Annotated in this window: 21 protein-coding genes; 3 read left to right on the top strand and 18 right to left on the bottom strand. The window is 32.3% G+C overall.

Annotated features, from left to right (window positions below):
• Nucleotides 1-61 precede the first annotated feature (61 nt).
• The 18 genes from ACTJIW_RS15480 to ACTJIW_RS15395 form a co-directional block, all read right to left on the bottom strand.
• Entirely contained in the window at nt 62-2089 is a 2028-nt protein-coding gene (locus ACTJIW_RS15480; protein WP_440716620.1) for a hypothetical protein, read from the bottom strand.
• A gap of 80 nt (nt 2090-2169) precedes the next feature.
• Nucleotides 2170-2916, bottom strand: coding sequence for a 3-oxoacyl-[acyl-carrier-protein] reductase (gene fabG / locus ACTJIW_RS15475; RefSeq protein WP_012024948.1), 747 nt, complete (start codon nt 2914-2916; stop codon nt 2170-2172).
• A 432-nt stretch (nt 2917-3348) separates the two neighbouring features.
• A complete protein-coding gene (locus tag ACTJIW_RS15470) occupies nt 3349-3495 on the bottom strand; it encodes a hypothetical protein (RefSeq protein ID WP_440716619.1) in 147 nt (48 codons plus the stop codon).
• 197 nt (nt 3496-3692) lie between these two features.
• Nucleotides 3693-5042: a DUF4302 domain-containing protein gene (locus tag ACTJIW_RS15465; protein WP_440716618.1), complete on the bottom strand. Its 1350-nt coding sequence runs from the start codon at nt 5040-5042 to the stop codon at nt 3693-3695.
• 29 nt (nt 5043-5071) lie between these two features.
• Nucleotides 5072-5929, bottom strand: a complete 858-nt coding sequence (locus tag ACTJIW_RS15460; protein ID WP_440716617.1) for a zinc-binding metallopeptidase — start codon at nt 5927-5929, stop codon at nt 5072-5074.
• 20 nt (nt 5930-5949) lie between these two features.
• Nucleotides 5950-7437: a RagB/SusD family nutrient uptake outer membrane protein gene (locus ACTJIW_RS15455; RefSeq protein ID WP_440716616.1), complete on the bottom strand. Its 1488-nt coding sequence runs from the start codon at nt 7435-7437 to the stop codon at nt 5950-5952.
• A 14-nt stretch (nt 7438-7451) separates the two neighbouring features.
• Nucleotides 7452-11165 (bottom strand): SusC/RagA family TonB-linked outer membrane protein, encoded by a 3714-nt coding sequence (locus ACTJIW_RS15450; protein WP_440716615.1) that lies wholly within the window; start codon nt 11163-11165, stop codon nt 7452-7454.
• A 301-nt stretch (nt 11166-11466) separates the two neighbouring features.
• Nucleotides 11467-12579, bottom strand: coding sequence for a FecR family protein (locus ACTJIW_RS15445; RefSeq protein ID WP_440716614.1), 1113 nt, complete (start codon nt 12577-12579; stop codon nt 11467-11469).
• Between the two features lie 89 nt (nt 12580-12668).
• Entirely contained in the window at nt 12669-13280 is a 612-nt protein-coding gene (locus ACTJIW_RS15440; RefSeq protein WP_440716613.1) for an RNA polymerase sigma factor, read from the bottom strand.
• A 362-nt stretch (nt 13281-13642) separates the two neighbouring features.
• Entirely contained in the window at nt 13643-14071 is a 429-nt protein-coding gene (locus ACTJIW_RS15435) for a hypothetical protein (protein WP_440716612.1), read from the bottom strand.
• Nucleotides 14072-14208: 137 nt separating this feature from the next.
• Complete coding sequence (gene sucD, locus ACTJIW_RS15430; protein WP_012024957.1) at nt 14209-15081, bottom strand: succinate--CoA ligase subunit alpha; 873 nt, start codon at nt 15079-15081, stop codon at nt 14209-14211.
• Between the two features lie 86 nt (nt 15082-15167).
• On the bottom strand, nt 15168-15530 hold the full coding sequence (locus ACTJIW_RS15425) for a nuclear transport factor 2 family protein (protein ID WP_012024958.1): 363 nt from the start codon (nt 15528-15530) through the stop codon (nt 15168-15170).
• Between the two features lies 1 nt (nt 15531).
• A complete protein-coding gene (locus ACTJIW_RS15420; RefSeq protein WP_149207417.1) occupies nt 15532-16461 on the bottom strand; it encodes a UDP-3-O-(3-hydroxymyristoyl)glucosamine N-acyltransferase in 930 nt (309 codons plus the stop codon).
• A gap of 121 nt (nt 16462-16582) precedes the next feature.
• Nucleotides 16583-17149, bottom strand: coding sequence for an elongation factor P (gene efp, locus ACTJIW_RS15415; RefSeq protein ID WP_012024960.1), 567 nt, complete (start codon nt 17147-17149; stop codon nt 16583-16585).
• Nucleotides 17150-17243: 94 nt separating this feature from the next.
• The gene (gene lpxA, locus ACTJIW_RS15410; protein ID WP_012024961.1) at nt 17244-18029 is read right to left on the bottom strand and encodes an acyl-ACP--UDP-N-acetylglucosamine O-acyltransferase; all 786 of its coding nucleotides are present in this window, start codon (nt 18027-18029) and stop codon (nt 17244-17246) included.
• 70 nt (nt 18030-18099) lie between these two features.
• A complete protein-coding gene (locus tag ACTJIW_RS15405; RefSeq protein WP_073410556.1) occupies nt 18100-19488 on the bottom strand; it encodes a bifunctional UDP-3-O-[3-hydroxymyristoyl] N-acetylglucosamine deacetylase/3-hydroxyacyl-ACP dehydratase in 1389 nt (462 codons plus the stop codon).
• The gene (gene lpxD, locus ACTJIW_RS15400; RefSeq protein WP_440716611.1) at nt 19481-20524 is read right to left on the bottom strand and encodes a UDP-3-O-(3-hydroxymyristoyl)glucosamine N-acyltransferase; all 1044 of its coding nucleotides are present in this window, start codon (nt 20522-20524) and stop codon (nt 19481-19483) included. The genes ACTJIW_RS15405 and lpxD overlap by 8 nt, the downstream gene beginning before the upstream one ends.
• 39 nt (nt 20525-20563) lie before the next feature.
• On the bottom strand, nt 20564-21793 hold the full coding sequence (locus tag ACTJIW_RS15395) for an HD domain-containing protein (protein WP_073410478.1): 1230 nt from the start codon (nt 21791-21793) through the stop codon (nt 20564-20566).
• A gap of 222 nt (nt 21794-22015) precedes the next feature.
• Between ACTJIW_RS15395 and ACTJIW_RS15390 the strand changes: the two genes are divergently transcribed.
• The 3 genes from ACTJIW_RS15390 (at nt 22016) to ACTJIW_RS15380 (ending at nt 25562) form a co-directional block, all read left to right on the top strand.
• Nucleotides 22016-23569, top strand: coding sequence for a bifunctional response regulator/alkaline phosphatase family protein (locus ACTJIW_RS15390; protein ID WP_012024965.1), 1554 nt, complete (start codon nt 22016-22018; stop codon nt 23567-23569).
• Nucleotides 23570-23802: 233 nt separating this feature from the next.
• The gene (gene tsaE / locus ACTJIW_RS15385; protein WP_073410477.1) at nt 23803-24210 is read left to right on the top strand and encodes a tRNA (adenosine(37)-N6)-threonylcarbamoyltransferase complex ATPase subunit type 1 TsaE; all 408 of its coding nucleotides are present in this window, start codon (nt 23803-23805) and stop codon (nt 24208-24210) included.
• A 152-nt stretch (nt 24211-24362) separates the two neighbouring features.
• Nucleotides 24363-25562: an alanine dehydrogenase gene (locus tag ACTJIW_RS15380; RefSeq protein ID WP_012024968.1), complete on the top strand. Its 1200-nt coding sequence runs from the start codon at nt 24363-24365 to the stop codon at nt 25560-25562.
• The last annotated feature ends 29 nt before the right edge of the window (nt 25563-25591 follow it).

Genomic DNA, 25591 nt, shown 5'->3' with positions numbered 1-25591 from the left:
TTTATACTTTTAATTACAATCACAAGATTACAAAATGTCAGAAGGAATTCAATTATATTTATCACAACAATCCATTATACTTTCTAACAAACCATTCTGTCGTTAATAAAGCGGCAATTAAAATCAATAACCAAACCCAGTCTATAATTGGAGTTTTGGTTGATACATTTTTTTCGATTGATTTGTATTCTTTATTCTCTAAAAGTGTATTAATCAAATCTTCTTCCTGATTTTCAAAAAAGGCTTTTCCATTGGTTTGTAAGGCCAATTGTTTCAATTTTAAAACATCAGGATTTACAAATTGCTTTTCGATATCAAAATCTAAAATTTCGAAATGACTAGAATATGAAGTGTTCGAATTTAATTCTTTTACTGTAAAATTGTATTTCCCTGCTGTTAACCCTTCTAAATTTACAGAGAAAGAATTATTTCCTTTTAATAAGTCGTAGTTTTTTGCTTGTTTGGTTTCGGCATTTGTAACCGTAATTGTTAATCTTGCCTTTTCATCAAACTCATAATTTTTATTGAAATACTGCGCATTGATTACAATATCTTCTCCAGAATTATAAAAGTTTTCGTGTGTTACAACCAAAGATTTTTTTGAAGCCGAAGTTGCTAAATATTGGATTACTTTGTCTACAAAAACATCGTATTTCTCAAACGACTGATTATCGATATGACTCTGTAAGCGCCATTTCCAGCTGTTTTCTCCTAAAAGAAAAGCTGTTCGTTTTCCCTGGTTTTCGGCAAAAGCCAATAAAGGCGCATTTGTAGAAACATTTCTAATTTTTGAAGAAAGTAAAACTGAAACATTTCCGTTTGTTGAAATTGTTCCGAATAAATTCTGCAAAGGCGGGAAATTTTCAAATCCGATATTATCTATAGCAAATAAATTAAACTGCGATTGAAATTCAGACAAATAATCTTCGACTTGTCCGCTCATTTTGAAAACCAGATTGTTTTGCTGCTGATTCAGGAAATTAAAATCAGTGCTGTTTCCGGTTATAATAAAAGTGTTTCTTCCTGCTGCTTTATTGTTATCAAAAACCTGTTTGAAGGATGAATTTGGCTGATATAGAACTAAAACCGAAGCTTCTTGTAACTGATTAATATCGTTTGGTTTAACCAATATTACTTTACGCTGTGCATTAACTTCTACAGCACGTTTTAAAGCTGCGATATCTGGATGATTTATAGAAGAAACAATGGCAATTGTAGATTTTTGATCGATTATTTCTACAGCAAAATTTTTGATGTTATTGTAACTGTTTTTCTCTTTTGCGTTTGAAGATATATTGGCTCTAAAAATTTGCAGCCCAACCTTATCAGCCGGCAAAAGTAAATTTAAAGAAGCTGTTTTTTTAGACGATGAAAAAGAAACTTTTTCTTTTGCCACAACAGAATTTCCCTGTGAAATTGTAAAATCTGCCGTTACTGGTTTGTCTCCTGCATATTGTAGAAAAACTTCTACGGGAAATTTATTTTTATGAAAAGCATATTTATTTACGTTCAGCTGATTTATTTTTAAATCAAAAAACGTAGTTGTGTCTCCCACAACCAAAGGATAAACTTTATTAGCAGGATCGAATCTGTAAACGTAGTCGTTTCCTGTAGTTTGATTTCCGTCAGTAATAATAACCGTTGGGAAAGTCAGGTTTTTGTTGATGCTTTTTAAATTCTTGGCAGCTTCATCCAGATTAGTCTGGTTTCCTTTAAAATCAAATTTATCTGATGTTTTAAATTCATCATCAAATTGATAAGACTGAATTTCGAATTTTTCTTTTAAAGCCGGATTAGATATTAATTTTTGGTATAATTCAAGGGCTTTTTTATCTGATTTTAAAGCAGCTATTGAGCTTGAATTATCTACGGCAATTGCCAAAGGTGTTTTGGTTATTTGAAGCGAACTTTTAGAAATTATCGGATTTATCAATAAAACCAACAATCCAAAAATGACCAGAAAACGTAAAAAAGCCAAAAACCAAATCAGATTTGATTTGTTTTTGGCTTTATAAAAGTATTGAAAGTACGACAAACCACCCGCTATTACTAAAGAAAGTAATAATAATAAAATCGTGTTTGTAGTCATATTTAATTTGGGTTTATAGTTTTTAGTTTATAGTTTTTGGCTGCAGAACAATAAACAACAAACCACAAACAAGTAACATATTAGGTAAGCATTCCTCCACAAACATTAAGAACTTGTCCTGTAATGTAAGCACTCATGTCTGAAGCTAAGAAAAGACAAGCGTTTGCTACATCTTCTGTAGTTCCGCCGCGTTTCAACGGAATTCCTTCTCTCCATCCTTTTACTACATCTTCAGATAATTTTGCAGTCATTTCAGTTTCGATAAAACCTGGAGCGATTGCGTTGCAGCGAATGTTACGAGAACCTAATTCTAAAGCTACTGATTTTGTAAAACCAATTGCTCCGGCTTTTGAAGCTGCGTAGTTTGTCTGCCCTGCGTTTCCAGAAACTCCAACAACAGAACTAATATTGATAATAGATCCTGCACGTTGTTTTAAGAAAGTTTTTTGGATTGCTTTTGTCATATTGAAAACAGATTTCAAGTTAACATCAATAACTTGGTCGAAATCAGCTTCAGACATACGCATAAGTAAGTTATCTTTTGTAATTCCGGCATTGTTAATTAAAATATCAACAGTTCCAAAATCAGCTAAAACTGCATCAACAAAAGTTTGTGCTTCATTAAAATCAGCTGCGTTAGATTGGTAACCTTTTGCTTTTACTCCTAAAGCATTTAATTCTTTTTCAAGAGCTTCAGCAGACGCTGCAGATGAACTATATGTAAATGCTACATTTGCTCCGTGTTTAGCAAAAACTTCTGCAATTCCTTTACCAATTCCGCGGCTAGCGCCAGTAATGATTGCTACTTTTCCTTCTAGTAATTTCATATTAAGGTATTCGTTTTATTTTTCGAAATACAAATATAGATTATTTGGGCGTTTAATAAAATTTGTAATATAAAAAATGGTCGTGATTCTTACTATTAATAACAAAAAACAACTCATTTTTTGAGCTGTTTTTTTATAAATAGTAAATTATTATAAGTGATTTTGTTTCGTTAAAAAAAAATAACTATCAATACAACAGCTATAAATAACATTCTATAAATTGCGTTTTTAAAGTTGTGTGTATCCTGAAATCTGTCATCTTTCTTTTGTTTTATAAGGCCTGCTATTGCTATTGGAATAATTATTACAATTGAAAGACATAAATAATACCTTTTATAATTTAGGATAAAATACTGATATCGTAATAAGTATTAAACCCCAAAAAAGATAAAAATATTGATAAGTCTTAAGTATTTTTCAATTTGTATCATTTTAATTAGCCTTAATAGATTCTGGAAACGAACACGATACAACACAATAAGTTTTATTTGGAGGAGTTCTAGTTCCGCTTACAATTGACTTTTGTTCGTCTTTGCCTAAAACTTCAATTCTATTGAAATTTAAAAGTGATTTTAACATAGTAATTAGTTTATTTATTTTTGTTACTCAATCATTATTGTCTGTCCGTTTCAGACAGAAATTAAATGTGCTTGATTCTTATATTAATATAAGAAAAAAAAACACGATAAAACACACATTAATAGGTTTTTAGTGTTAAAAAAAAGCAGTTCAAATAATGAACTGCTTTCTTCCTAAATAAAAATAAAAAATTAAAACTAATTTAATTGATATGTTGTCATTCTAAAACTGCTTGAAGCACTAGTAAGGGTATAAATAGTGTTTGTAAATGAAATTTTAAAATTTTCTTTTTTAACATACAGACCTGCAGTTGTAAAAAATTGTTCGTCAATATCTTTTAAGAATGCCGGAGCAGGAATAATTGCTGTTCCATTATCCCATGAATCATGAGTTAATACCAATGTTTTAGTTGTATTATTAGGACTTGTTGTAAAGTTATGATAAACCGATGGTCTTCCTCCATTAAAACGATATTCGATATAATCTCCAAAAGCAGAATTAAAATACACCTGAATCCTTGCTATAGATTGATTGGCAGGCAAAGTTGCATTTACTTTATTAATCAAGAATCTGAAATAATCAGAAGTTGTTGGAGCATTGTATAAGTTAGCAGCAATATACCCTACAACCATCTGAGGTTTTCCGTTTACAAAGTTTGTATAATCGTCCGTTATTATTGGCGGGGCATTTGTATATTTGATAGTAGCTTTAACTCCATCTTTTCCTGTTGCTACAAAAGTGTTTGTCGCACTTTCATAAACAAAATCCGAAAGTTTTTGATCTTTAACTGTTAATGGAATTTTAGTAAAAGCACCTGTAGGATTAAATGAAAAAGCTAAATCATAACTTTCGTTTGGAGTTGATGGATCCAAAGAATATCCTGTACCAAAACGAGCATTAGTATTGTAATCAAAATCATAGCTTTTAGTTGTACTTCCATCATTGATTTCCAATAACCTAAACAATGGACTTGTCATATCACCAGTAATGTTTTTAATAATTGGTGTATTTTTTGGTAAATCTTCCCAGTCTTTTGGTGTTGCTTTTACAAAACGTAAGAAATGTCCATTTCTATTGGTCCTAAAAATGATATCTCCATTCTTTTGTCCGTAGTAGTAAAACTGAAAATCACCTAAATAACCTTTTGCAAGAAGACCTGCTGTAGGATAATCTGCAGCATTAGATAAAAGGTGAATTCTGTTTTCTGTTGTAAAAACCAAACTCACTGTACTTCCTACCTGAATATCATACTGGCTTGTATAAACTCCTGTATCGCTATTAAAATCAGATGCCATTTCAACTTTTCCTGCCGGAAGGAATTTAAATAAATGCGTCCATCCTCCTAATTGTGTACTATCTGTGTAATAAACAGCTTTCCATCCATCTGCCGATGAAAGCAATACGTCGTTTAATTCTTTTTGACGGCCGCTTAGTCGCTCAGTAGCATTTTGATCAAATTTTGCATCTACCTCTGGGCTTGAACATGACCCTAGCAGCAAAGCTGCGAAAGAAATCATTAAGCATTTATATATATATTTTACTTTCATAATATTGTTTTTTTATAAAAATTAATATCTTAATTATTTATGACAGCATCTGTATTTTTCTGAGCTTCATCTCTTAAAGCATAAAAATCTACGTTATAAGCATCTTTGTAATATTTAACTACAATTGCTTCTTTTGCTTTAATGTTAGCTTTGGCAGTTGCATCTGTAACGCCAGCCAATATTGCATCATATTCTGCTTTTGAGCTTGTTAAAATTGTGGCAGCAGTTTCAGCAAAATCCTCATAAATATTCAATCTCGCATAACTTGTTATAAATCCTAATGATCTTGAAGTGGCAATTGGTTCATTATACCATGTTGAAGTATATCCTGATGGTGTAAGTTTTGCCCAAGCCTGCTCATCAAAAGGTTTTGTCTGGTTTAAAATATGTACGTACTCGTGCTGAATAGTGTGAATAAACTGCGTTACACTTGATCTGCTTTTTTTATTCAGGTTATCAATTTGAAAAAGAGAAACTCTCTGACCAGCTTCTGCAAGACCTAAAGTAACAGTACCATTTGTATTTAAGTTTACACCTCCAACAAGTACAAATTCTCTTGGAGCCACTTTTTTTACAAAATTTACTCCTCCAATAGTTGTATAGCTATCGATCCAGATTTTCTTAACTACTTCCATTGCCGGCTGTACTTTTGATACTAAAGGCGGATATAAATATTTATTAAAGTCTACTAAATTTTGGTTCCACTCATAGTATACCGCAATATTATATGGATCTAAGAAATTAGTACCAATCCATTTGTCTAAATCTGTTTTCTCCGGTACTGAAAAATCTAATTGACTTTCTTTTGGCTGATCCTCCTGAGCACAAGATGCAAGAAGAAAAACTCCAGCAATTACTGCTATTTTATATGTTTTGAATATTTTCATAATACTTTCTAATTAAAAATTTATCTAGGATTTTTTTCAATACCATTATCTGAAGCTCTAAGCGGAATCTGCAATGCTCTTCTTTTATCGTCTTTTTCTAAAACATTACTTCTGGTAATTTTACCAAATTGAAGCGTATTATGCGTTACAACAAGGTTAAAGCGTTTAATATCAAACCATCTAGTACCTTCACGAAGAAAATCTTTTCTTCTTGCTTCAGCTATTGCTTTGATATAAGAAGCCTGAACAGGAGTTAATGTATAAAACGGAGTAAACTCATTTGGAATTACTGGATATTTTGCTGTAACTACTGTTTCATTTAGTAAATCTGTTGCTGGATTATACCCACTGGTTCTGGTTCCTAAAAAGTATCCTAATTCAGTATTAGCTTCTGCCATTCTATTTTTCATTACTAATGCCTCAATACGATTCAAGTACAATTCGTCATTACTAAATAATACTGTCGCAGTGTAAGGTATACCTGTACCAGATGTTAAGTTAGTATATTTAAAATACTCGTAAAGTTTAGGTGTAAATACATTTGTACCTCCAAAATACTGTCCATTAGCTCTAATCAAATTAGCTTTACCCCACATGTTTGTCTGAGTTCCTAATATTTCATCAGATTTATTTCCAGGAAGACTAAATCTATAAGTGGCAACTCTGTTAGCAATTGAATTCGGATAGCTAATCAATAAATTAGTTTCTTGTTCTGCTCTAGAATATTCAATAGGCATTGTAGCAAAAGCTACAGCATTAAAAGCTGTCCAATTTCTAATTTTTGTTGGTTTAGAACCAATTGACTCAGTAAATTCAAGAACTTTATCCCAATCTCCTTTTATTAAGTAAAAACGGGCAGCAAAAGCTTTAGACGCATCTACGTTAAAGTGGAATTTAGGTTCTTTATACTCATTTGTAACATATTTTAAACCTTCATTGATATCCTGCTCAATAAAATCGAACACTTCTTTAACTGTATTACGTTTGTATTTTGCCAATAATTCTGTTTCTGGTTTTGTTATATAAGGCACACCTAAATCAGTAGCTGCCGTTGCTGGATTATAACGGTTTGACCAAAACTGAACCAGCATAAAATGATTGTAAGCTCTTGCTATTAACGCTTCTCCTTTTTGCGGATTTAAAGTAGCTGGATTTCCTAATTTTTCAATCGCTTCTAAAGCTTGGTTTGCAGCTGCAATTGCTTCGTATGATGCTGTCCAAAACGCATTTTCACTATCATTTCCAATCTGAGTCTGCATTTCCCAGTTAAAACTTTCCTCATTAATGACACTTGTTACAACTTGTGATTCAGTATCAAAAACGTTGTCTGACATTACCTCTCCAATTGGCAGATACGATCTGTTAGGATAAGCCGTTACAAGTAATTCTGATACTTTTTCTGGCGTATCTATTTGTGTTCTGTTATCTGGTATTTCTGAAAGAAAATCATCACAACTGCTAAGTCCGATCATTAATAATAATGACAGTGTTATTTTTATATTTTTCATAATCAATTTTATTGTTAAAATGAAAGATTTATTGCAAATGTATATTGTGCCGTAATAGGGAAAGCTACACCTCCTGTGTTACGGAATTCAGGATCTTGACCGTTTAATTTTTTATCAGAATAAATCAACCATGGGTTAACCGCTGATCCTTTTAAATTGAAAGTTCCTACTCCTAATTTTCTCTTGAAATCACTTGGGAATTCCCATGCAAGAGATATGTTTTTCAATCTTACAAAATCACCGCTTGCAATTCTAACATCAGAAAAATTATAAGTATTATACGCAATTTGTAAATCGCTCGATCCATAATTTCTATTCAACAATCTATCTGCAATAACTGGAACATTTGTATAGTTTTCGTCGCCAGGATTAATCCATCTGTTAGCAAAATCTTTTGTAAAAACAGTTTGATCATTATAAGCATTACTGTATACAGGGTTTAATCTTACTTTATTCCCTCCAGATCCTACGACAAATACATATAACGTTACGTTTTTATAAGTAAATGTATTAGCAAGACCAATTGATTTATTAGGCTCTACAGATCCTTCGTATTTCAAATAATTTGTTACATTATTAGTATCTTGGAAGTTAGCATCTGTAATATTACTTTCAGCACCGTCTTGTAATTTAAAAGTTGGTAATCCTTGATTGTTTAACCCTGTAAATTGGTAAGAGTACAATGAGTTTCTAGGATGTCCTACTGTATTACCTCCATTTGTAGCAATTAAATCAAATACAGCTGGTTTGTTAGCCAATTTTGTAATTTTTTGATCATATACAGAAAAGTTCAATGTAGTAGACCATTTAAAATCCTGACTAGAAATGTTTTGAGTAGTAATACCTACCTCAAGACCTTTTGTCTCCATATCTGCGTTGTTACCTTGCTTAACCTCTTGCCCACCAATTCCTGATGTAATTACGTAATCGATCAAATCAAATGCTTTACGACGATAAACATCTGTAGTAAGTTGTACTCTGTTTCTAAACAATCCTAAGTCTAAACCAATATTTGTTTCATATTGTTTTTCCCAAGTCAAATCTTTGTTTTGTAAATCTTCAATACGAATTGCGTTTTCTCTATCACCAGTGTTGAAACGGTCTGTGATATAACTTTTGTAAATAGCCAATGAGTTTGTAGCCGGTCCGGCTGTAGCTGTTAAACCGTAAGAAGCTCTAAGTGCTAAAGTATTTACAGATTCTACATCTTTCATAAAACTTTCTTCTTTAACATTCCATTTACCACTCACTGTATAAGTTGGCAGCCATCTAGAAGAACCACTATCACCTTGTCTGTTAGATCCATCATAACGCCCAGTAACAGAAGCAGTATAACGACGATCGTATGTGTATCCTACTTTTCCAAAGAAACCGACTGTACGCTCTCTTTCTGCTCCAAAATCATAGTAAGAGTTTCCATCATTGATTAATTTTTCAATTAATTTAGGATCAGTAAATGCGCTAAGTCCTTTTCCAAATTGAATACCAGCAGCAGTAAAGTTGTCATTATTTCTATCTACAGATCTAAACTCTGTTCCAAAGAATCCTTCAACTTCATGTTTGTCATTAAATGTGTTTCTGTAAGTAATACTATTTCTAACATTATATGATGTCATATCGTTAGTGTATTTTCTTAAGAATCCTCCATTTGGTAATACCGAAATTTTTGGTGCTGTTAAATCGTTTGGATTTTGATATAAAAAGACGTTATCTTTTTGAATTTGAGTATTTAGGTTTGCTCCAACTCCTGCATTATAAGCTCCAACAACGTTTGAACCTTCGTAAATTTTGTGCTCTCTTGATGTATTAGCATAACGAGCAGAACCTGTAAAATTATACGTTAAGTTCTTGTTGATTTTATAATCTAAATCACCTTGAAAACGAACATCCTGTACCTTAATGTCCATCGTATTATTTTTCAATTCGTTAAGAATATTCATCGGTGCCCAGTTATTTTGGTAATACTCTAAATTACCATTTTCATCATAAGGTCTCAATGTTCTACTTGTACTTAATACATAATTGAATGGGTTGATGTCAAAATCTCGGGTAATTTTACCAAACACAACATCATTTTTACTTTCGTAAGTTCCAGGAGCTTCCTGATCACGAATAGATCCCAATGTAGATAATGTAACTGTTAATCTGTCGTTGATAAAAAATGTACCTTTAATATTTGATGATAACTGTTTTACATTATCAGCTAAAGTCCATCCCGGATCTGTATAATATCCTAATGAAGCATAAAATGTATTGTTTTTTCCACCACCAGAAAAACTTAACGAATGATTTTGAGTAATAGATGGTCTAAATAAAACTTTGAACCAATCTGTATTTCCTAACTCATATTTTTTCAAGAATTCATTAACATAAGGCTGTTCATTTTTAACACCATATAAACCATTTGAATCTTGGTAAAGATTAATTTGTTTGGCTAAAATACCATAAACACCACTAAATCTAGCTGTTAATGATGAGCTCTGATCTAAGTATCCTTTTGTTCTCATTTCCTGAAAAACACTCATAGATTCCTGAGAATTTAAAATATCATATTGAGTGTAACTAGGAACTGTTCTTACTGTATTTTCTACAGTATAATTAACTTTTAATGGAGAATCTCTACGCCCTTGTTTAGTTGTAACAACTACAACACCATTTAACGATCTTGAACCGTAAATAGAAGTAGCTGATGCATCTTTAAGGATTTCAATACTTTGGATGTCATTAGCATTTAATCCAGCTACAGCAGAACTTAATAATGTTGCTGAATTTCCAGAAGCTAAGTCAGCAAATGAAACATTGATGATATCTTCCTGAACAATACCGTCAATAACCCATAATGGTTTTGTATCTCCAAAAATTGAAGAAGATCCACGAACAGTAATTTTAGGAGTAGCACCAAAAGATCCTGTAACGTTTTGTACTGTAACCCCTGCCGCCTTACCTTCAATCATACGGCTTACATCAACAACACCATCAACTTTTAACTCTGAACCAGAAATTTTGCTGATTGCACCTGTAAATGTTCTTTTAGATGTTTTCTCATATCCTGTTGTAACTACAACTTCTTTTAAGTTTTGACCAGCTTCAGTAAGAACAACTGTTGGTGTAACATTCGTTATTCCAATTTCTTTCGTTTCCATACCTACGTAAGAAATTACAAGTTTATCAGCATTTGCTGGCATTTCGATAGAGAAATTTCCATCAAAGTCTGTCAGAACGGCAACTTTTGTTCCTTTTGCCATTACTGTTGCTCCCGGAAGCGGGCTTCCTGTTTGATCTGTTACTTTACCTTTAATAATTGGTCCGGCGGTTAGTACTTCAAAAAGTGAATCATGGTTATCTGCACTTGCAAATGGATCTGCAGCGGTTTTTTGCAGAATAATTTGATTGCTCACTTCTGAAAAAGTAATATTAAATGGCACCAAAATTCGGCTTAGTATGCTAGAAAGCGTTTCCTGATTCGCTTCTATACTAACTTTTCGGCTTAATTGAGGGAGCCTTGAATTGTACGAAAATTTTACATGAGCCGATTTTTCAATTTTAGATAAAGCATTATCAAGAGTCAAATTTTCAACTATAATGGTAACTTTTGTATCTAATTTTTTTTGCCCATTTACATTATTTGCCACGGCAAAGCTCGAAAACACAAGTGCCAAGACAAACTGAAATAGTGTTATTTTCATGATTCTATGGAGTAATCGTTGTTTAACAACTGGTTTTTTCATAATTTTGATTTGTTTTGATTAATACTAATTTGAGTGTATTTTTAAGAAACGATGAATTACTTTTTACAGAAAGCAATTCAATTTTATAAGTGTCGATAATGTTACAGCATTTCGGCACTTTTTTTTGCAGTACATTTTTTACATAGGCAATAATTTATTTCTGGTTGAGTTAAGTTTTTGGTTAATATTTTTGATAAAAAGCATAGAAATTAGCCGCGATTATTTTCAAAAAAATAGGATTACACTTCAAAAAAGGAGTCATTAAAAAATAGTTTGTCTATGTAATTACAGTTACATAAAATTAATTACAGCCTTCTGAAGTTATGATAATCTGATTTCCATTCATTTCAAAACTGGTATTATTGCCTATGCTTTTACAGACAATTTTTAATTTCTCTGTTAAAGGCTGATCACTCAGTGATGTGGTTAAATGGCATTCTTTTAATTTATTTTGCGGATAATCTATATCTACAAGATACGCCTGCTCTATAGTCTCAAAAATTTGTGATACCGGAATATCGTTAAATTCAAAGCTCAATTGTTCAATATTTCCAACATTTTGAACCAATACAGGATCTTGAGTGATATTTGTAATTTTATTGAATTTCATATCGTTCCGCAGAAATCTCAGTGCCTGATTTGGAAGAAGCACAATTTCTTCTTCGTCTGATTTAGAAATTAATTCGTTAGATTTTACCTTAACTTTACCGGTACGTACTAAAATTTCTACATCTGGCTGATCAGAATAAGCTTTAACTCTAAAGCTGGTTCCAACTACTTTTGTAACAATCTCGTTCGCATAAACGAAAAAAGGCTTTTTAGGATTTTTACTAATTTCAAAGAAACCTTCGCCGGATAAATACACCTTTCTTTCGTTCCCGGTAAAGATTTTAGGGTAACTCAATTTACTATTGGGCTGCAGTAAAACAGAACTGCCGTCTGATAGTGTAATGATTTGTGGTTTATTAGAATTGTTGGTTTGTTCTACTAATCCCTCACTGTTTTCATCAATAAGTTCTTTGTAGGTTACAATTTTGTTTTCAGTTTTAAAATGATTGTTATAAAACCAGGCTGACATTAAACCAATAACTAATGTTGCAGCTATTCCGGTAAGAAATCTTTTTCTGAAAAAATTTAACTTTAAAGTTTTAACGTTTTTTTGATTTTCTTTTTCACGAATTTTGAGCCAGGTATCTTGTAACGCTCTGTGAATATCAGATTTAGTTAATTCGTTCTCTGGAATTTTCATTGCGAGAAGCATTAATCTTGCATCTTCAACTAATTTCGCACGCTGACGACTTTCTAAAGTCCATTCTTCCCATCCGTTTTCATCAACTCTTGATAAAACCCACTGTTGGAATGATTCATCTGATAAGAAATCTTCTATTTCGGTATATTTATTACGTTTTTGCATCTAAAAATAAGGTTACAAAAACATAGAGGACAGTTTCTTTATTATATACTCACCAAATTATGATTTTTTTTAAACTTTTTTAACTTTTTTTAAAGAGAGCTTGAAAACAATAGAGTAATTAAGGCAAAACTACCCTTCCATTCTTTACGAAGAGTAAGTAAGCCACGATGAAGTAAATTACTGGCCGACTGATAATTAACATCCAGCATCTCGGCTATCTGCTCAACCGAAAGTGCCTGATGATAACGAAGATATAGAGCTTCTTTTTGTCTTGGCGGTAATTCGTTTAACAATTTATTTAGATATGAAACTTTTTCTTTTGTTGCATAATCATCATCCAAAAGATCATTTTCTACAGAAAATTCCAGAAGAAAAGCAATATCGTCTGTGCTTGCGGTTTTTCTAAAAATATGATCACGTTCAAATAATCGCGCAATTCTTTTTCGAACGCTAGATAATAAATAGGCTTTTACTACTACACTGCTCTGTAAAGAACTGCGATATACCCAAATATCCGTAAAAACATCCTGAACACAATCCTGAACTTTTTCAGCATAAGGCGAAAGTGAATTCCCGTAACTGACCAGATCACCATAATAACGCTCAAATAATAGTGAGAATGATTTCTCATCTCCTAATATTAAATCATTCCAAAGTGTATTGTCATCAATTAAATTGGCTGGTAGGATTCGGGTCTTCATAATAGTGGATTATAACTCTAAAAGCATTAAGTTTCTTAATGTAAAAAATACACTATTTTAACATTATTACTTTTAATTGTTCGATAAATATATAAAAGCAAATATTTAAAACCAATTATTTTACACAAAAGAGACAGTTCTCTAACATAGAAAACTGTCTCTTTCTTTTGGTATCACTAGGATCTTAAGGAAATGTTAAAATTATTCTGAATTAAGAAATAATCTCAAAATATAAGATTTTACATCGATAAACTATTTACTTAAAAACGCAGCATTTCACGAATTAATACAACTTAAAAAAGCAAAAGCCTTATAGAATCTATAAGGCTTTAATGTGTAGTTACTGTTATTTAAACCGCTTTTTAGAAAGCTACATTCCATCTAGGTAATTTTGCATTTGCATCTAAAAAGTTTTGTAAAACCTGTCCTTCAACCGCAGTTGGAATAGCTTTTACATCTGCATTGAAAGTTTCGTACCAAACTACTTCAAGAACAGAAATGTTCTCTAATTTCATTTGTGCAGGCCAAGAATATTTTCTCCCAGTTTTAGCAAATTGATGCCCGTTTACAATTTTATCGTATAAACCTCCATTTTTAGTTTTAAGAGTTCCTTCATTTTGAACTGTTCCAGTAGAACCTACCATGATTAATTCTTTTGAATCTCCGTCAATTTCATAAACCACAAAAATCCCTGCACTTCCTTCCGGAGCATTGCAAACTTCTTCTAAACTATCATTTACAGTAAAAGTAAAACTATTACTTGATTTAAATTTTTCTAATTCTTTGTACATATTTTATTTTTAAGCTTCTATCCCGATAGCTATCGGGACTGAGGTTCTCCGATGCTAAGTTTTTTCTATCTAAAATGTAAAAAAGTCTCAACAGGATATTGAGACTTTTTTGGAATTTATTATTTTGATATTAGAGATTATCCTAATACTTCTTTTACTTTTTTACCAATTTCAGCTGGTGAATCAACAACATGAATTCCGTTGTCTCTCATAATTTGTTTTTTAGCAGCAGCTGTATCATCAGAACCTCCAACGATTGCACCTGCGTGACCCATTGTTCTACCAGCAGGAGCAGTTTCTCCAGCGATAAAACCAATAACTGGTTTACGGTTACCATCAGCTTTTACCCATTTTGCAGCATCAGCTTCTAATTGACCTCCAATTTCACCAATCATGATGATCGCTTCAGTTTCTGGATCGTTCATTAATAATTCAACAGCTTCTTTAGTTGTAGTTCCAATGATTGGATCTCCACCAATACCAATAGCTGTAGTAATTCCTAAACCTTGTTTTACAACTTGGTCAGCAGCTTCATAAGTTAAAGTTCCTGATTTAGAAACGATACCAACAGTTCCTTTTTTGAAAACGAAACCTGGCATAATTCCAACTTTAGCCTCACCTGGAGTAATAACACCCGGACAGTTTGGTCCAATTAATCTTGAACTTCTTTCTTTAACATAATTATTTGCTTTAATCATGTCTGCTACAGGAATTCCTTCTGTAATAGCAATAATTACTTTAATTCCAGCATCAGCAGCTTCCATAATTGCATCAGCAGCAAAAGCCGGCGGAACAAAAATGATAGAAGTATCAGCACCAGCTTGATCAACAGCATCTTTTACTGTATTAAAAACCGGGCGGTCTAAATGGCTTGTACCTCCTTTTCCTGGAGTAACACCACCAACAACATTAGTACCGTACTCAATCATTTGAGAAGCGTGGAAAGTTCCTTCGCTTCCTGTAAATCCCTGAACAATTATTTTGGAATCTTTATTAACTAAAACACTCATGATATATATTTTATGTAGTTTTTAAATTTGTGTTGCAAAAATAAGGTTTTGTAATGTATTTTGCCTCTTTTATTGTCAAAAAAATATTAAGAAAATTGACTCATCTGATAACCTCTGTAAAGTTTGTCATCTTTTATCTGCCATATTGTTGAAAAATGTGCCAGAAGCATCTCTTCACGAGGGTTCTCGATTGTTTTTACATAATGGGAATAACGTACTGATACTAAATCATCTTCGGCAATAATATGGCTTATCCTCACTTTAGATCGTACATATGCCCTGCTAAGTTCATTTGCCATTTCTAAAATCGAATCATGATTCATTTCTATGAATCCTTTACTGCTATTCCATTCAATGATAACATCTGGATGCAGATAAGTTTTTAGAACTTCACTATCAATCAAGGCATCCGACTTATAAAATTTTTGAACAAACTCTTTTATAGACATATTACTTCAATTTATTTAGAATTTCAGGAATCTTTTTGATATTAGCCAGTTGCTTTAACTTTTCTCTTGATTCTTCAATTGGAGTTCCAAAGTATGATTTACCTCCTTCTACAGATTTAGTAACACCTGTCTGCCCCATAATAACAGCCTTTGCTCCTATCGTAATGCCGCTGGTGGTTCCTACTTGTCCCCAAATTGTAACTTCATCCTCAATAACAACACATCCGGCGATACCTGTTTGTGATGCAATCAAACATTTTTTTCCGATAACTGTATCATGTCCAACATGAACCTGATTATCCAGTTTTGTACCTTCTTTAATTGTTGTATCTCCAGTAACTCCTTTGTCAATTGTACAAAGAGCACCAATACCAACATTGTCTTCAATAACAACTCTTCCGCCAGATATTAACTGATCGAATCCTTCCGGACGTTTTTTATAATAGAAAGCATCAGCTCCTAAAATACTTCCGGCATGTATAATAACATTATCACCAATCACGGTATGATCATAAATTGACACATTTGAGTGAATCAAACAGTTCTTACCAATTTTAACATGATTACCAATAAAACTATTTGGCTGAATTACAGTTCCTTCTCCAATTTGTGCTGTAGCTGAGATTGCAACATTAGCAAATTGAAATGGTTTAAAATGTCTGGTTAAAGTATTGAAATCTCTGAAAGGATCATCAGAAATCAAAAGAGCTTTACCTTCCGGGCATTCCACTTCTTTGTTAATTAAAACGATAGTGGCCGCAGACTGTAAAGCTTTATCGTAATATTTTGGATGGTCTACAAAAACAATATCTCCAGGTTCAACGACATGTATTTCGTTCATACCTAAAACCTGAAAGTCTTTGTCTCCAATAAATTTGCAGTTAAGCAAATTTGCAATTTCTTGTAAAGAATGACTCTTTGGAAATTTCATATATTATAATTAGAAAATTTGTCAATTAGAAAATGAGTCAATTAGAATGTGAATATACAAAATTATGTCGATTCACAAATTATCTAATTGACTCATTGTCCAAATTATCTTAATTAAAAGACTACTCTTTTACACGCTCCATGTAAGAACCAGAAGCTGTATCAATTTTAATTTTATCACCTTCGTTGATGAACAAAGGAACGTTTACATTAGCACCTGTTTCAACAGTAGCATTTTTAGTAGCATTTGTTGCAGTATTTCCTTTTACTCCCGGCTCAGCATAAGTAACTTCTAAAATTACCGATGCAGGCATATCTACAGATAAAGGCAAATCAGTTTCAGTATTAATCTGAACCATTACATTTGTTCCTTCTTTTAATAAATCCGGAGCATCTAAGATATTTTTGTTTAAAGAAATCTGCTCAAAAGTTTCGGCATTCATAAAGTGAAATTCATCACCTTCTGGATATAAAAACTGAAATGTATGTGTTTCAACACGTATAACGTCAATTTTATGACCTGCTGAAAAAGTATTATCTAATACTTTTCCTGAAGTTAAACTTTTTAATTTCGTTCTTACGAAAGCTGGACCTTTTCCAGGTTTAACGTGAAGAAATTCAATAATTTTATAAATATCGTGATTAAATTTAATACACAATCCGTTTCTAATATCTGATGTAGACGCCATTTGTTTTTAATTTTATTTATTTTTGTTGAATCGTTGAACCGTTTAACTGTTTTTTCGATTAAACGACTAAACAAATAAACAATTAAACTTTATTTTAATAGTTTCCTGAATAACCTTTCATAATTCCTCGTGATGAATTTCTAATAAAATCAAGAATTTCATCTCTCTCAGGAGTTGCTTCCATTTCAGCTTCAATAATACTTAAAGCTTGCGTAGTATTGTAATTCTTTTGATATAAAATTCTGTAAATTTCCTGAATTTCTCTAATTTTTTCAGTACTAAATCCTCTTCTTCTTAAACCAACTGAATTGATACCAACATACGACAATGGTTCTTTAGCCGCTTTTGTGTAAGGAGGAACATCTTTTCTTACCAGAGATCCGCCAGAAATCATAGCATGATCTCCAATATGAATAAACTGGTGAATTGCAGCCAAACCGCCAATTACGGCATGATTACCTACAACTACGTGACCAGCTAATGCTACACCGTTTACAATAATTGCATTATTACCAATTTCGCAATCGTGAGCAATGTGAGCGTAAGCCATAACTAAGCAATTGTTTCCAAGAATAGTCTGTCCTGAAGCAATTGTTCCTCTATTAATAGTTACACACTCTCTAATTGTACAATTGTCACCAATAATAGCTAAAGAATCTTCACCGCCAAATTTTAAATCCTGAGGCACAGCAGAAATTACAGCTCCTGGAAAAATGTTACAATTTTTTCCAATTCGAGCTCCTTCCATAATGGTTACATTTGAACCAATCCAAGTACCATCACCAATAACAACATTATTGTGAATTGTTGTAAAAGGCTCAATTACAACGTTTTTAGCGATTTTCGCGCCAGGATGAACATATGCTAATGGTTGATTCATCTATGTTTTATATTTTAAATTAAAATAATCTAATTTTAGGGCAACAAACCTAAACAATAAATTTGATTAATTATTGTTTTCTTGCAATTTGTGCCATTAATTCTGCCTCAGTTACTAATTTTCCATTTGCATAAGCATTAGCCTGCATGTGACAAATTCCTCTTCTGATAGGAGAAATCAATTCACATTTAAAAATTAACGTATCACCTGGCAATACTTTGTGTTTGAACTTAACATTGTCAATTTTCATGAAATATGTTAAGTAATTTTCCGGATCTGGAACTGTGCTTAAAACTAAAATTCCTCCCGTTTGTGCCATAGCCTCTACAATTAAAACTCCCGGCATTACTGGAGCCTCAGGAAAATGTCCTACGAAGAAGTTCTCATTCATAGTAACATTTTTCAAACCAACCACATGACGATCAGACATTTCGATGATTCTGTCAATCAACAAGAATGGCGGTCTATGAGGAAGCATTGACATGATTTTGTGAATATCCATCAATGGTTCTTGGTTTAAATCGTAAACAGGAACATGATTTCTCTGCTCTATTTTAATGATTTTTGCCAGTTTTTTAGCAAACTGAGTGTTTACAAAATGCCCAGGTTTATTTGCAATAATTTTTCCTTGAATACGAACTCCAATTAGAGATAAATCTCCAATAACATCAAGCAATTTGTGTCTTGCAGCTTCGTTTGGATAATGTAAAGTAAGGTTGTCTAAAACGCCGTTTGGTTTTACAGATATTTCATCTTTACCAAAAGCTTTCTTTAAATTTTCCATTGTAGACTCAGATATTTCTTTATCTACATATACAATTGCGTTATTTAAATCACCGCCTTTAATTAAACCGTGTTCTAATAATGATTCTAATTCATGCAAAAAGCTGAATGTTCTAGAACTTGCAATTTCATCTTTAAAGTCTGATAAACTTTTTAAAGTTGCATTTTGAGTACCTAAAACTTTTGTACCAAAATCTACCATAGTAGTTACTTGATATTCATCGCTTGGCATAACAAGAATTTCACTTCCTGTTGCTTCATCTGTAAACGAAATAACTTCTTTTACTACATAAACATTACGGCTTGCGTCTTGTTCTTCGATTCCGGCTTTTTCAATTGCTTCAACAAAATATTTTGATGAACCATCCATAATAGGTAGTTCAGAGGCATTCAATTCAATAATAATATTATCCAAATCGCAACCAACTACTGCAGCTAAAACGTGTTCAGGAGTTTGTATTTTAACACCTAATTTTTCTAAATTAGTTCCTCTTTGCGTATTAACAACATAATTAGCGTCAGCCTCAATGACTGGCTGGCCTTGCAAATCTACTCTTACAAAAGTGAAACCATTATTAATAGGAGCAGGTTTAAAAGTCATAGTAACTTCTTTTCCAGTATGTAATCCAACTCCTGTTAGTGAAATTTCATTTTTGATGGTCTTCTGTTTAACCATTATTTCCATTTTTTGGGTTTATTATTTGTTTTTTTATTTCTTCAACTTCGGCAACTATCTTAGGAAGATTTTTAAAGTGAACATACGATTTATTAAAATCAGTATATCCAAGAGATGGCGTTCCCTGCAGAACTTCATCATCTTTAATGTTTCTCGCTACTCCAGACTGTGCCTGAAGTCTCACATTATTTCCAATAGTTAAGTGGCCTGCGATACCAACCTGCCCTCCAATCATACAATTCTCACCAATTTTAGTAGAACCTGCAACGCCGCTTTGTGCCGCAATTACTGTGTTTTTACCAATTTCAACATTATGGGCGACCTGAATTTGATTGTCTAATTTTACTCCTTGTCTAATAATTGTAGAACCAAGAGTTGCTCTGTCTATTGTTGTATTTGCACCAATATCTACGTTATCTTCAATAATAACGTTGCCAATCTGCGGTACTTTACTGTAAACTCCTTCTTCATTTGGTACAAAACCAAAACCATCTGCACCTATAATAGTTCCTGAATGAATAGTGCAATTATTTCCAATTACAGTTTCTGAATAAATTTTTGCGCCGGCAAAAATAAACACATTATTACCTATTGTTACATTATCTCCAATAAAACTGTTAGGATAAATTTTAACATTATCTCCCAAAACGACATTCTGCCCTACGTAACTAAAACTTCCCAAATAAAGATTTTCTCCATATTTAGTTCCTTCAGACATAAATGACTGCGGCTCGATTCCGTTTTTATTTAATTTTACCTGATTGTAAAAGTGTAAAAGTTTAGAAAATGCTGCATAAGCATCTTCTACTTTTATTAGTGTAGTAGTAATTTCCTGTTCAGGAATAAAGGTGTCGTTAACAATTGTAACAGTTGCCTTTGTACTATATATGTAATTGATATATTTGGGATTAGCCAAAAAAGTGAGAGATCCCTCCTCACCTTCTTCTATCTTAGAAAGTCGAGAAACTTCTGCATTGGGATTTCCAACAACTTCTCCTTCTAAAATTCCTGCTATTTGTTCTGCTGTAAATTTCATCGCGACAAAAATATAAAAAATAGATTTTAAATGTTAATTTTAGATAAGTTGTTTTGGAAAACAGATATAATATTTTGTCACCAATTTAGATAACGATTTCAAATTCAATTGATCAGAAGCTTCAACAACATCCTCAATTGTTTTATCTTTTTTCAAAATTCGTATTGGTTCGGCAGCTTTACTATAGGCCTGATTCTTAATTTTACCTCTAAATATGAAATAACCCGCATCTAAAGCCGAAATATTATGCGCTTCAGCAAACTCTTCTTTTAAAGACTGCGATTCCTCCATCGGAATTTTATCTGCACTAAGTTTTATCTTTAACAAATCTCGATTAATGATCATTTTGCTTAAAGTTGAAAGTATAAAATCCGGATGTCTCTGCCAGGATTTTAGTGCACTTATAATATCAAAATCATCTAATTGAGAAAACAAATCTAATTTTTCGGCATCAAAATCTTCTAAAGTAATTTTATTCTGCATGAAATACATAAGCGGTTCACTGCAAGGAAGTTTCACTCCTTTTAAAGTAAGCTCTTTGGCTCTTTTTAATACCTTCATTAAAATTAATTCGGCAACCAAACTAGTTTTATGCAAATACGCCTGCCAGTACATTAATCTTCTTGAAAGCAGAAATTTTTCGACAGAATAAATTCCTTTTTCTTCAATAACTAAAACATCATCAACCACATTCATCATCTGGATCAAACGTTCTGAGTTTACATTTCCTTCGGCAACTCCAGTATAAAAACTGTCTCTTTTTAAATAATCCATTCTATCCATATCCAATTGACTTGAAATCAACTGCAGCATAAATTTCCTGTGATATTCTCCTTTAAAAACCTGAATTGCCAGACTTAATCTTCCATCAAATTCTTCATTAAGCTGATTCATAAACAACAGCGAAATGGCTTCGTGATGTACATCTTCAACAATACTTTTCTCCATTGCATGCGAAAATGGCCCATGACCAATATCATGGAGCAAAATTGCTATTAAAAGAGCATTTTCTTCTTCTTCAGAAATAACAACATCTTTAAAACGCAGTGTATCGATTGCCTTTTTCATTAAATGCATACAGCCCAAAGCATGATGAAAACGTGTATGATTTGCTCCTGGATAAACTAAATACGACAATCCCATTTGTGAAATACGGCGTAGACGCTGAAAATAAGGATGTTGGATTAAATCGTAAATAAGCTCGTTCGGTATAGTAATAAACCCATAAATTGGGTCGTTAAATATTTTTAATTTATTAATTTGAGTCACAAGTTGGTTATTTTTTTGGTCAACAAATATAAGTAAATAAGTATAAACACATTTTAGTTTTTAACTTAAAAAGTTGTTATTTAATATCAGTATTTTCTTAAACATTAAATAAGCCAAAAAAATAATTCAAAATAAATTTCATTTCAGCATTCCTAATTTTATACTATTTTTAATACTTTTTAAGTTCTATACATTTAAATTGCATTAAAATTAAAACTGTTTATGGATAAGATAAGAATACTTTGGGTCGATGATGAGATCGATCTTTTAAAGCCACATATATTATTTCTCGAAAAAAAGAATTATGAAGTTACAACAAGCAACAATGGTCTTGACGCTATTGCTTTGTTTGAAGAAGAAAACTTTGATATTGTTTTTCTTGACGAAAATATGCCGGGAATGAGCGGTTTAGAAACACTTTCTGAAATGAAAGAAAAAAAATCAGCCATCCCGATGATTATGATTACCAAGAGCGAGGAAGAATATATAATGGAAGAAGCAATTGGTTCTAAAATCGCAGACTATTTGATAAAACCAGTAAATCCAAATCAAATTTTACTGAGTTTAAAAAAGAATCTGGATGATTCAAGGCTGATTACAGAAAAAACAACATTAGATTACCAAAAAGAATTCCGCAAAATTTCGATGGAATTAGCTATGGTTAATTCGTATGAAGACTGGGTTGAATTGTACAAAAAACTGCTTTTCTGGGAATTGAAACTCGAAGATATTAACGATCAGGCGATGATTGAAATTCTTGAATCTCAAAAAGTTGAAGCAAATTCACAATTCGGGAAATATATTGAAAGAAATTACGAAGACTGGTTTGCTCCAAAAGCAGATAAACCAATTCAATCTCACAATTTATTTAAAGAATTAGTTGTTCCCGAAATTAAAAAGAAAGACAAACCAATCTTGTTTGTTGTAATTGATAATCTTCGTTACGATCAATGGAAATCTTTTGAAACTGTAATTTCTAATTATTACAAATTAGAAAAAGAAGTTCCGTATTTCTCTATTCTTCCAACTGCAACACAATATGCCAGAAATGCGATTTTCTCAGGTTTAATGCCTTTGGACATGGAAAAACAATTTCCGCAATACTGGAAAAATGACGTTGAAGACGGAGGAAAAAACCTTTATGAAGCCGAATTTCTTTCGGCACAAATAAAACGTTTAGGTTTAAATATTAAGGAAGATTATTTTAAAATCACCAATTATGCAGGCGGAAAAAAACTGGCAGAAAACTTCAAAGCTCTAAAAGGCAATGATTTAGTAACTGTTGTTTACAATTTCGTCGATATGCTTTCGCATGCAAAAACTGAAATGGAAGTTGTAAAAGAATTAGCTTCTGATGACAAAGCATATCGTTCACTGACTTTAAGCTGGTTTAAAAATTCTCCATTATTAGAAATTATTCAGCAGGCACAGCTTTTAGGATTCAAATTAATCTTAACAACAGATCACGGAACAATTAATGTAAAAAATCCGTCGAAAGTTGTGGGAGATAAAAATACAAGTCTAAATTTGCGTTACAAAACCGGACGCAGTTTAACATACGAACAAAAGGATGTTTATGTGGTTAAAGAACCAAAAACAATTGGTTTACCGGCTATAAATATGAGCAGTTCGTTTATTTTTGCCAAAAATGATTTTTTCCTGGCTTATGTAAACAACTACAATCATTATGTAAGTTATTATAAAAACACATATCAGCACGGCGGGATTTCGTTAGAAGAAATGATTATTCCGTTTTTGGTATTTAACCCTAAATAAAAAAGTTTACAGTCGCAGTCTCAGTTTTCAGAGAGGACTTGAAACCTATTTAGAAATGTTTTTGCACAGATTAAAGGATCAAAACAGATTAAAAAATCCTTGAAAATCTTTTAATCTGCGGCAAAAAAAGAATTTCGCTTTTCGCGGAAAACAATTAAACTAAATTAAAAAGTTTTCAATCTCAGTCTGAGAACTGAAAACTGCGACTGAGACTAAAATAAATAAACATAAAAATGAATATCGTTTTTTCATTAGATCAAATTCAAGAAGCTGCAGAGCAGATTATTGCTTCAAAACCTAAAAAAATTATACTTTTTAATGGTGAAATGGGAGTTGGAAAAACAACTTTAATTAAACAGTTATGCAAAAGTTTAGGTGTTGAAGATGCAACAAGCAGTCCTACTTTTTCTTTGGTAAATGAGTACTACACTTCTAATAATCAAATTGTTTATCATTTTGATTTTTACAGGTTAAATAAAGAAACTGAAGCTCTTGATATGGGGGTTGATGATTATTTATACTCGGGGAACTGGTGTTTTATTGAGTGGTCTGAAAAAATTGCTAATCTCCTTCCGGAAGAAACTTCGACCATAACAATTGAATTATTGGCAGATGGAAAAAGGGAGCTGAAATTGGTGTAAAATACTTTGTGAATTTTAGCAAATTTTGCGATAAAATTTGACACAAAGATTTTCAAAAAATAACTTAACATTCGACATTAGTATTAGCACAATTTTTACACTAATTTTAAAACTTTTTACGTAATTTGTACCCTTAATTTTTTGCATTATCCATGTCAATTACCTTAACTCCATTTACAAAACAACAATTGATTCCGCAAGAAGAAAAACTTGAGGTTGGTCGTTTTAAAAGAGAACTTTTTATAGGAATCCCTAAGGAAACAAGTTATCAGGAACGTCGTATTTGTTTGACTCCGGATGCTGTAAATTCCCTTACCTATGAAGGGCATCGTGTCATGATCGAATCTGGTGCCGGAGAAAGTTCGAGTTATACAGATAAGGAATATTCAGATGCTGGTGCAGAAATTACAAAAGACACTAAAAGAGTTTTTGGATGTCCGTTTTTATTAAAAGTAGAACCGCCTACATTAGCTGAAATTGAAATGATTAATCCTGAAACGGTAATTATTTCGGCAATTCAGTTAAAAACAAAAAAAAGAGAATACTTTGAAGCTTTGGCACAAAAAAAGATTACTGCCCTTGCCTTCGAATATATAAAAGATGAAGATGGTTCTTATCCTGCCGTAAAATCTTTAAGTGAAATTGCAGGAACGGCTTCTATTCTTATCGCAGCCGAATTAATGATTACAAATGAATTTGGAAAAGGACTTTTATTCGGGAACATTACCGGAGTTCCGCCTACCGAAGTTGTAATTCTTGGAGCTGGAACAGTTGGGGAATTCGCTGCAAAAACTGCAATTGGATTGGGTGCAAACGTAAAAGTTTTTGATAATTCGATTACAAAATTACGTCGTTTACAAAACAATTTAAGCCAAAGAATTTTTACTTCTACCATTCAGCAAAAAGCATTATTAAAAGCCTTAAGACGTTGTGATGTAGCAATTGGCGCTATGCGGGGAAAAGAACGCTGTCCAATTGTTGTTAGTGAAACTATGGTAGAACACATGAAAAAAGGTGCTGTAATAGTTGACGTAAGCATCGATACAGGTGGCTGCTTTGAAAGTTCTGAGGTAACAACGCATGAAAAACCAACTTTCATTAAAAACAATGTTTTACACTATTGTGTGCCAAATATACCTTCTCGTTATTCTAAAACTGCCTCATTATCAATCAGTAACATCTTAACACCTTATCTTCATCAGATAGCCGAAGATGGTGGTATCGAAAGTGCTATAAGATGCAATAAAGGCTTAAAAAACGGAATTTATTTATATCATGGAATTCTAACAAATAAAGCTATTGGCGACTGGTTCGACCTGCCAGACAACGATATTAATTTACTTGTATTTTAAAGGAACTTTAATGTACCTTTGCAAAAATT

Origin of the sequence: Flavobacterium sp. 22659 (assembly GCF_052044235.1) — a bacterium.
Taxonomy (GTDB): Bacteria; Bacteroidota; Bacteroidia; order Flavobacteriales; family Flavobacteriaceae; genus Flavobacterium; species Flavobacterium johnsoniae.
Note: the sequence above shows the minus strand (reverse complement) of the source record. Positions and strands in the feature narration are given on the sequence as shown.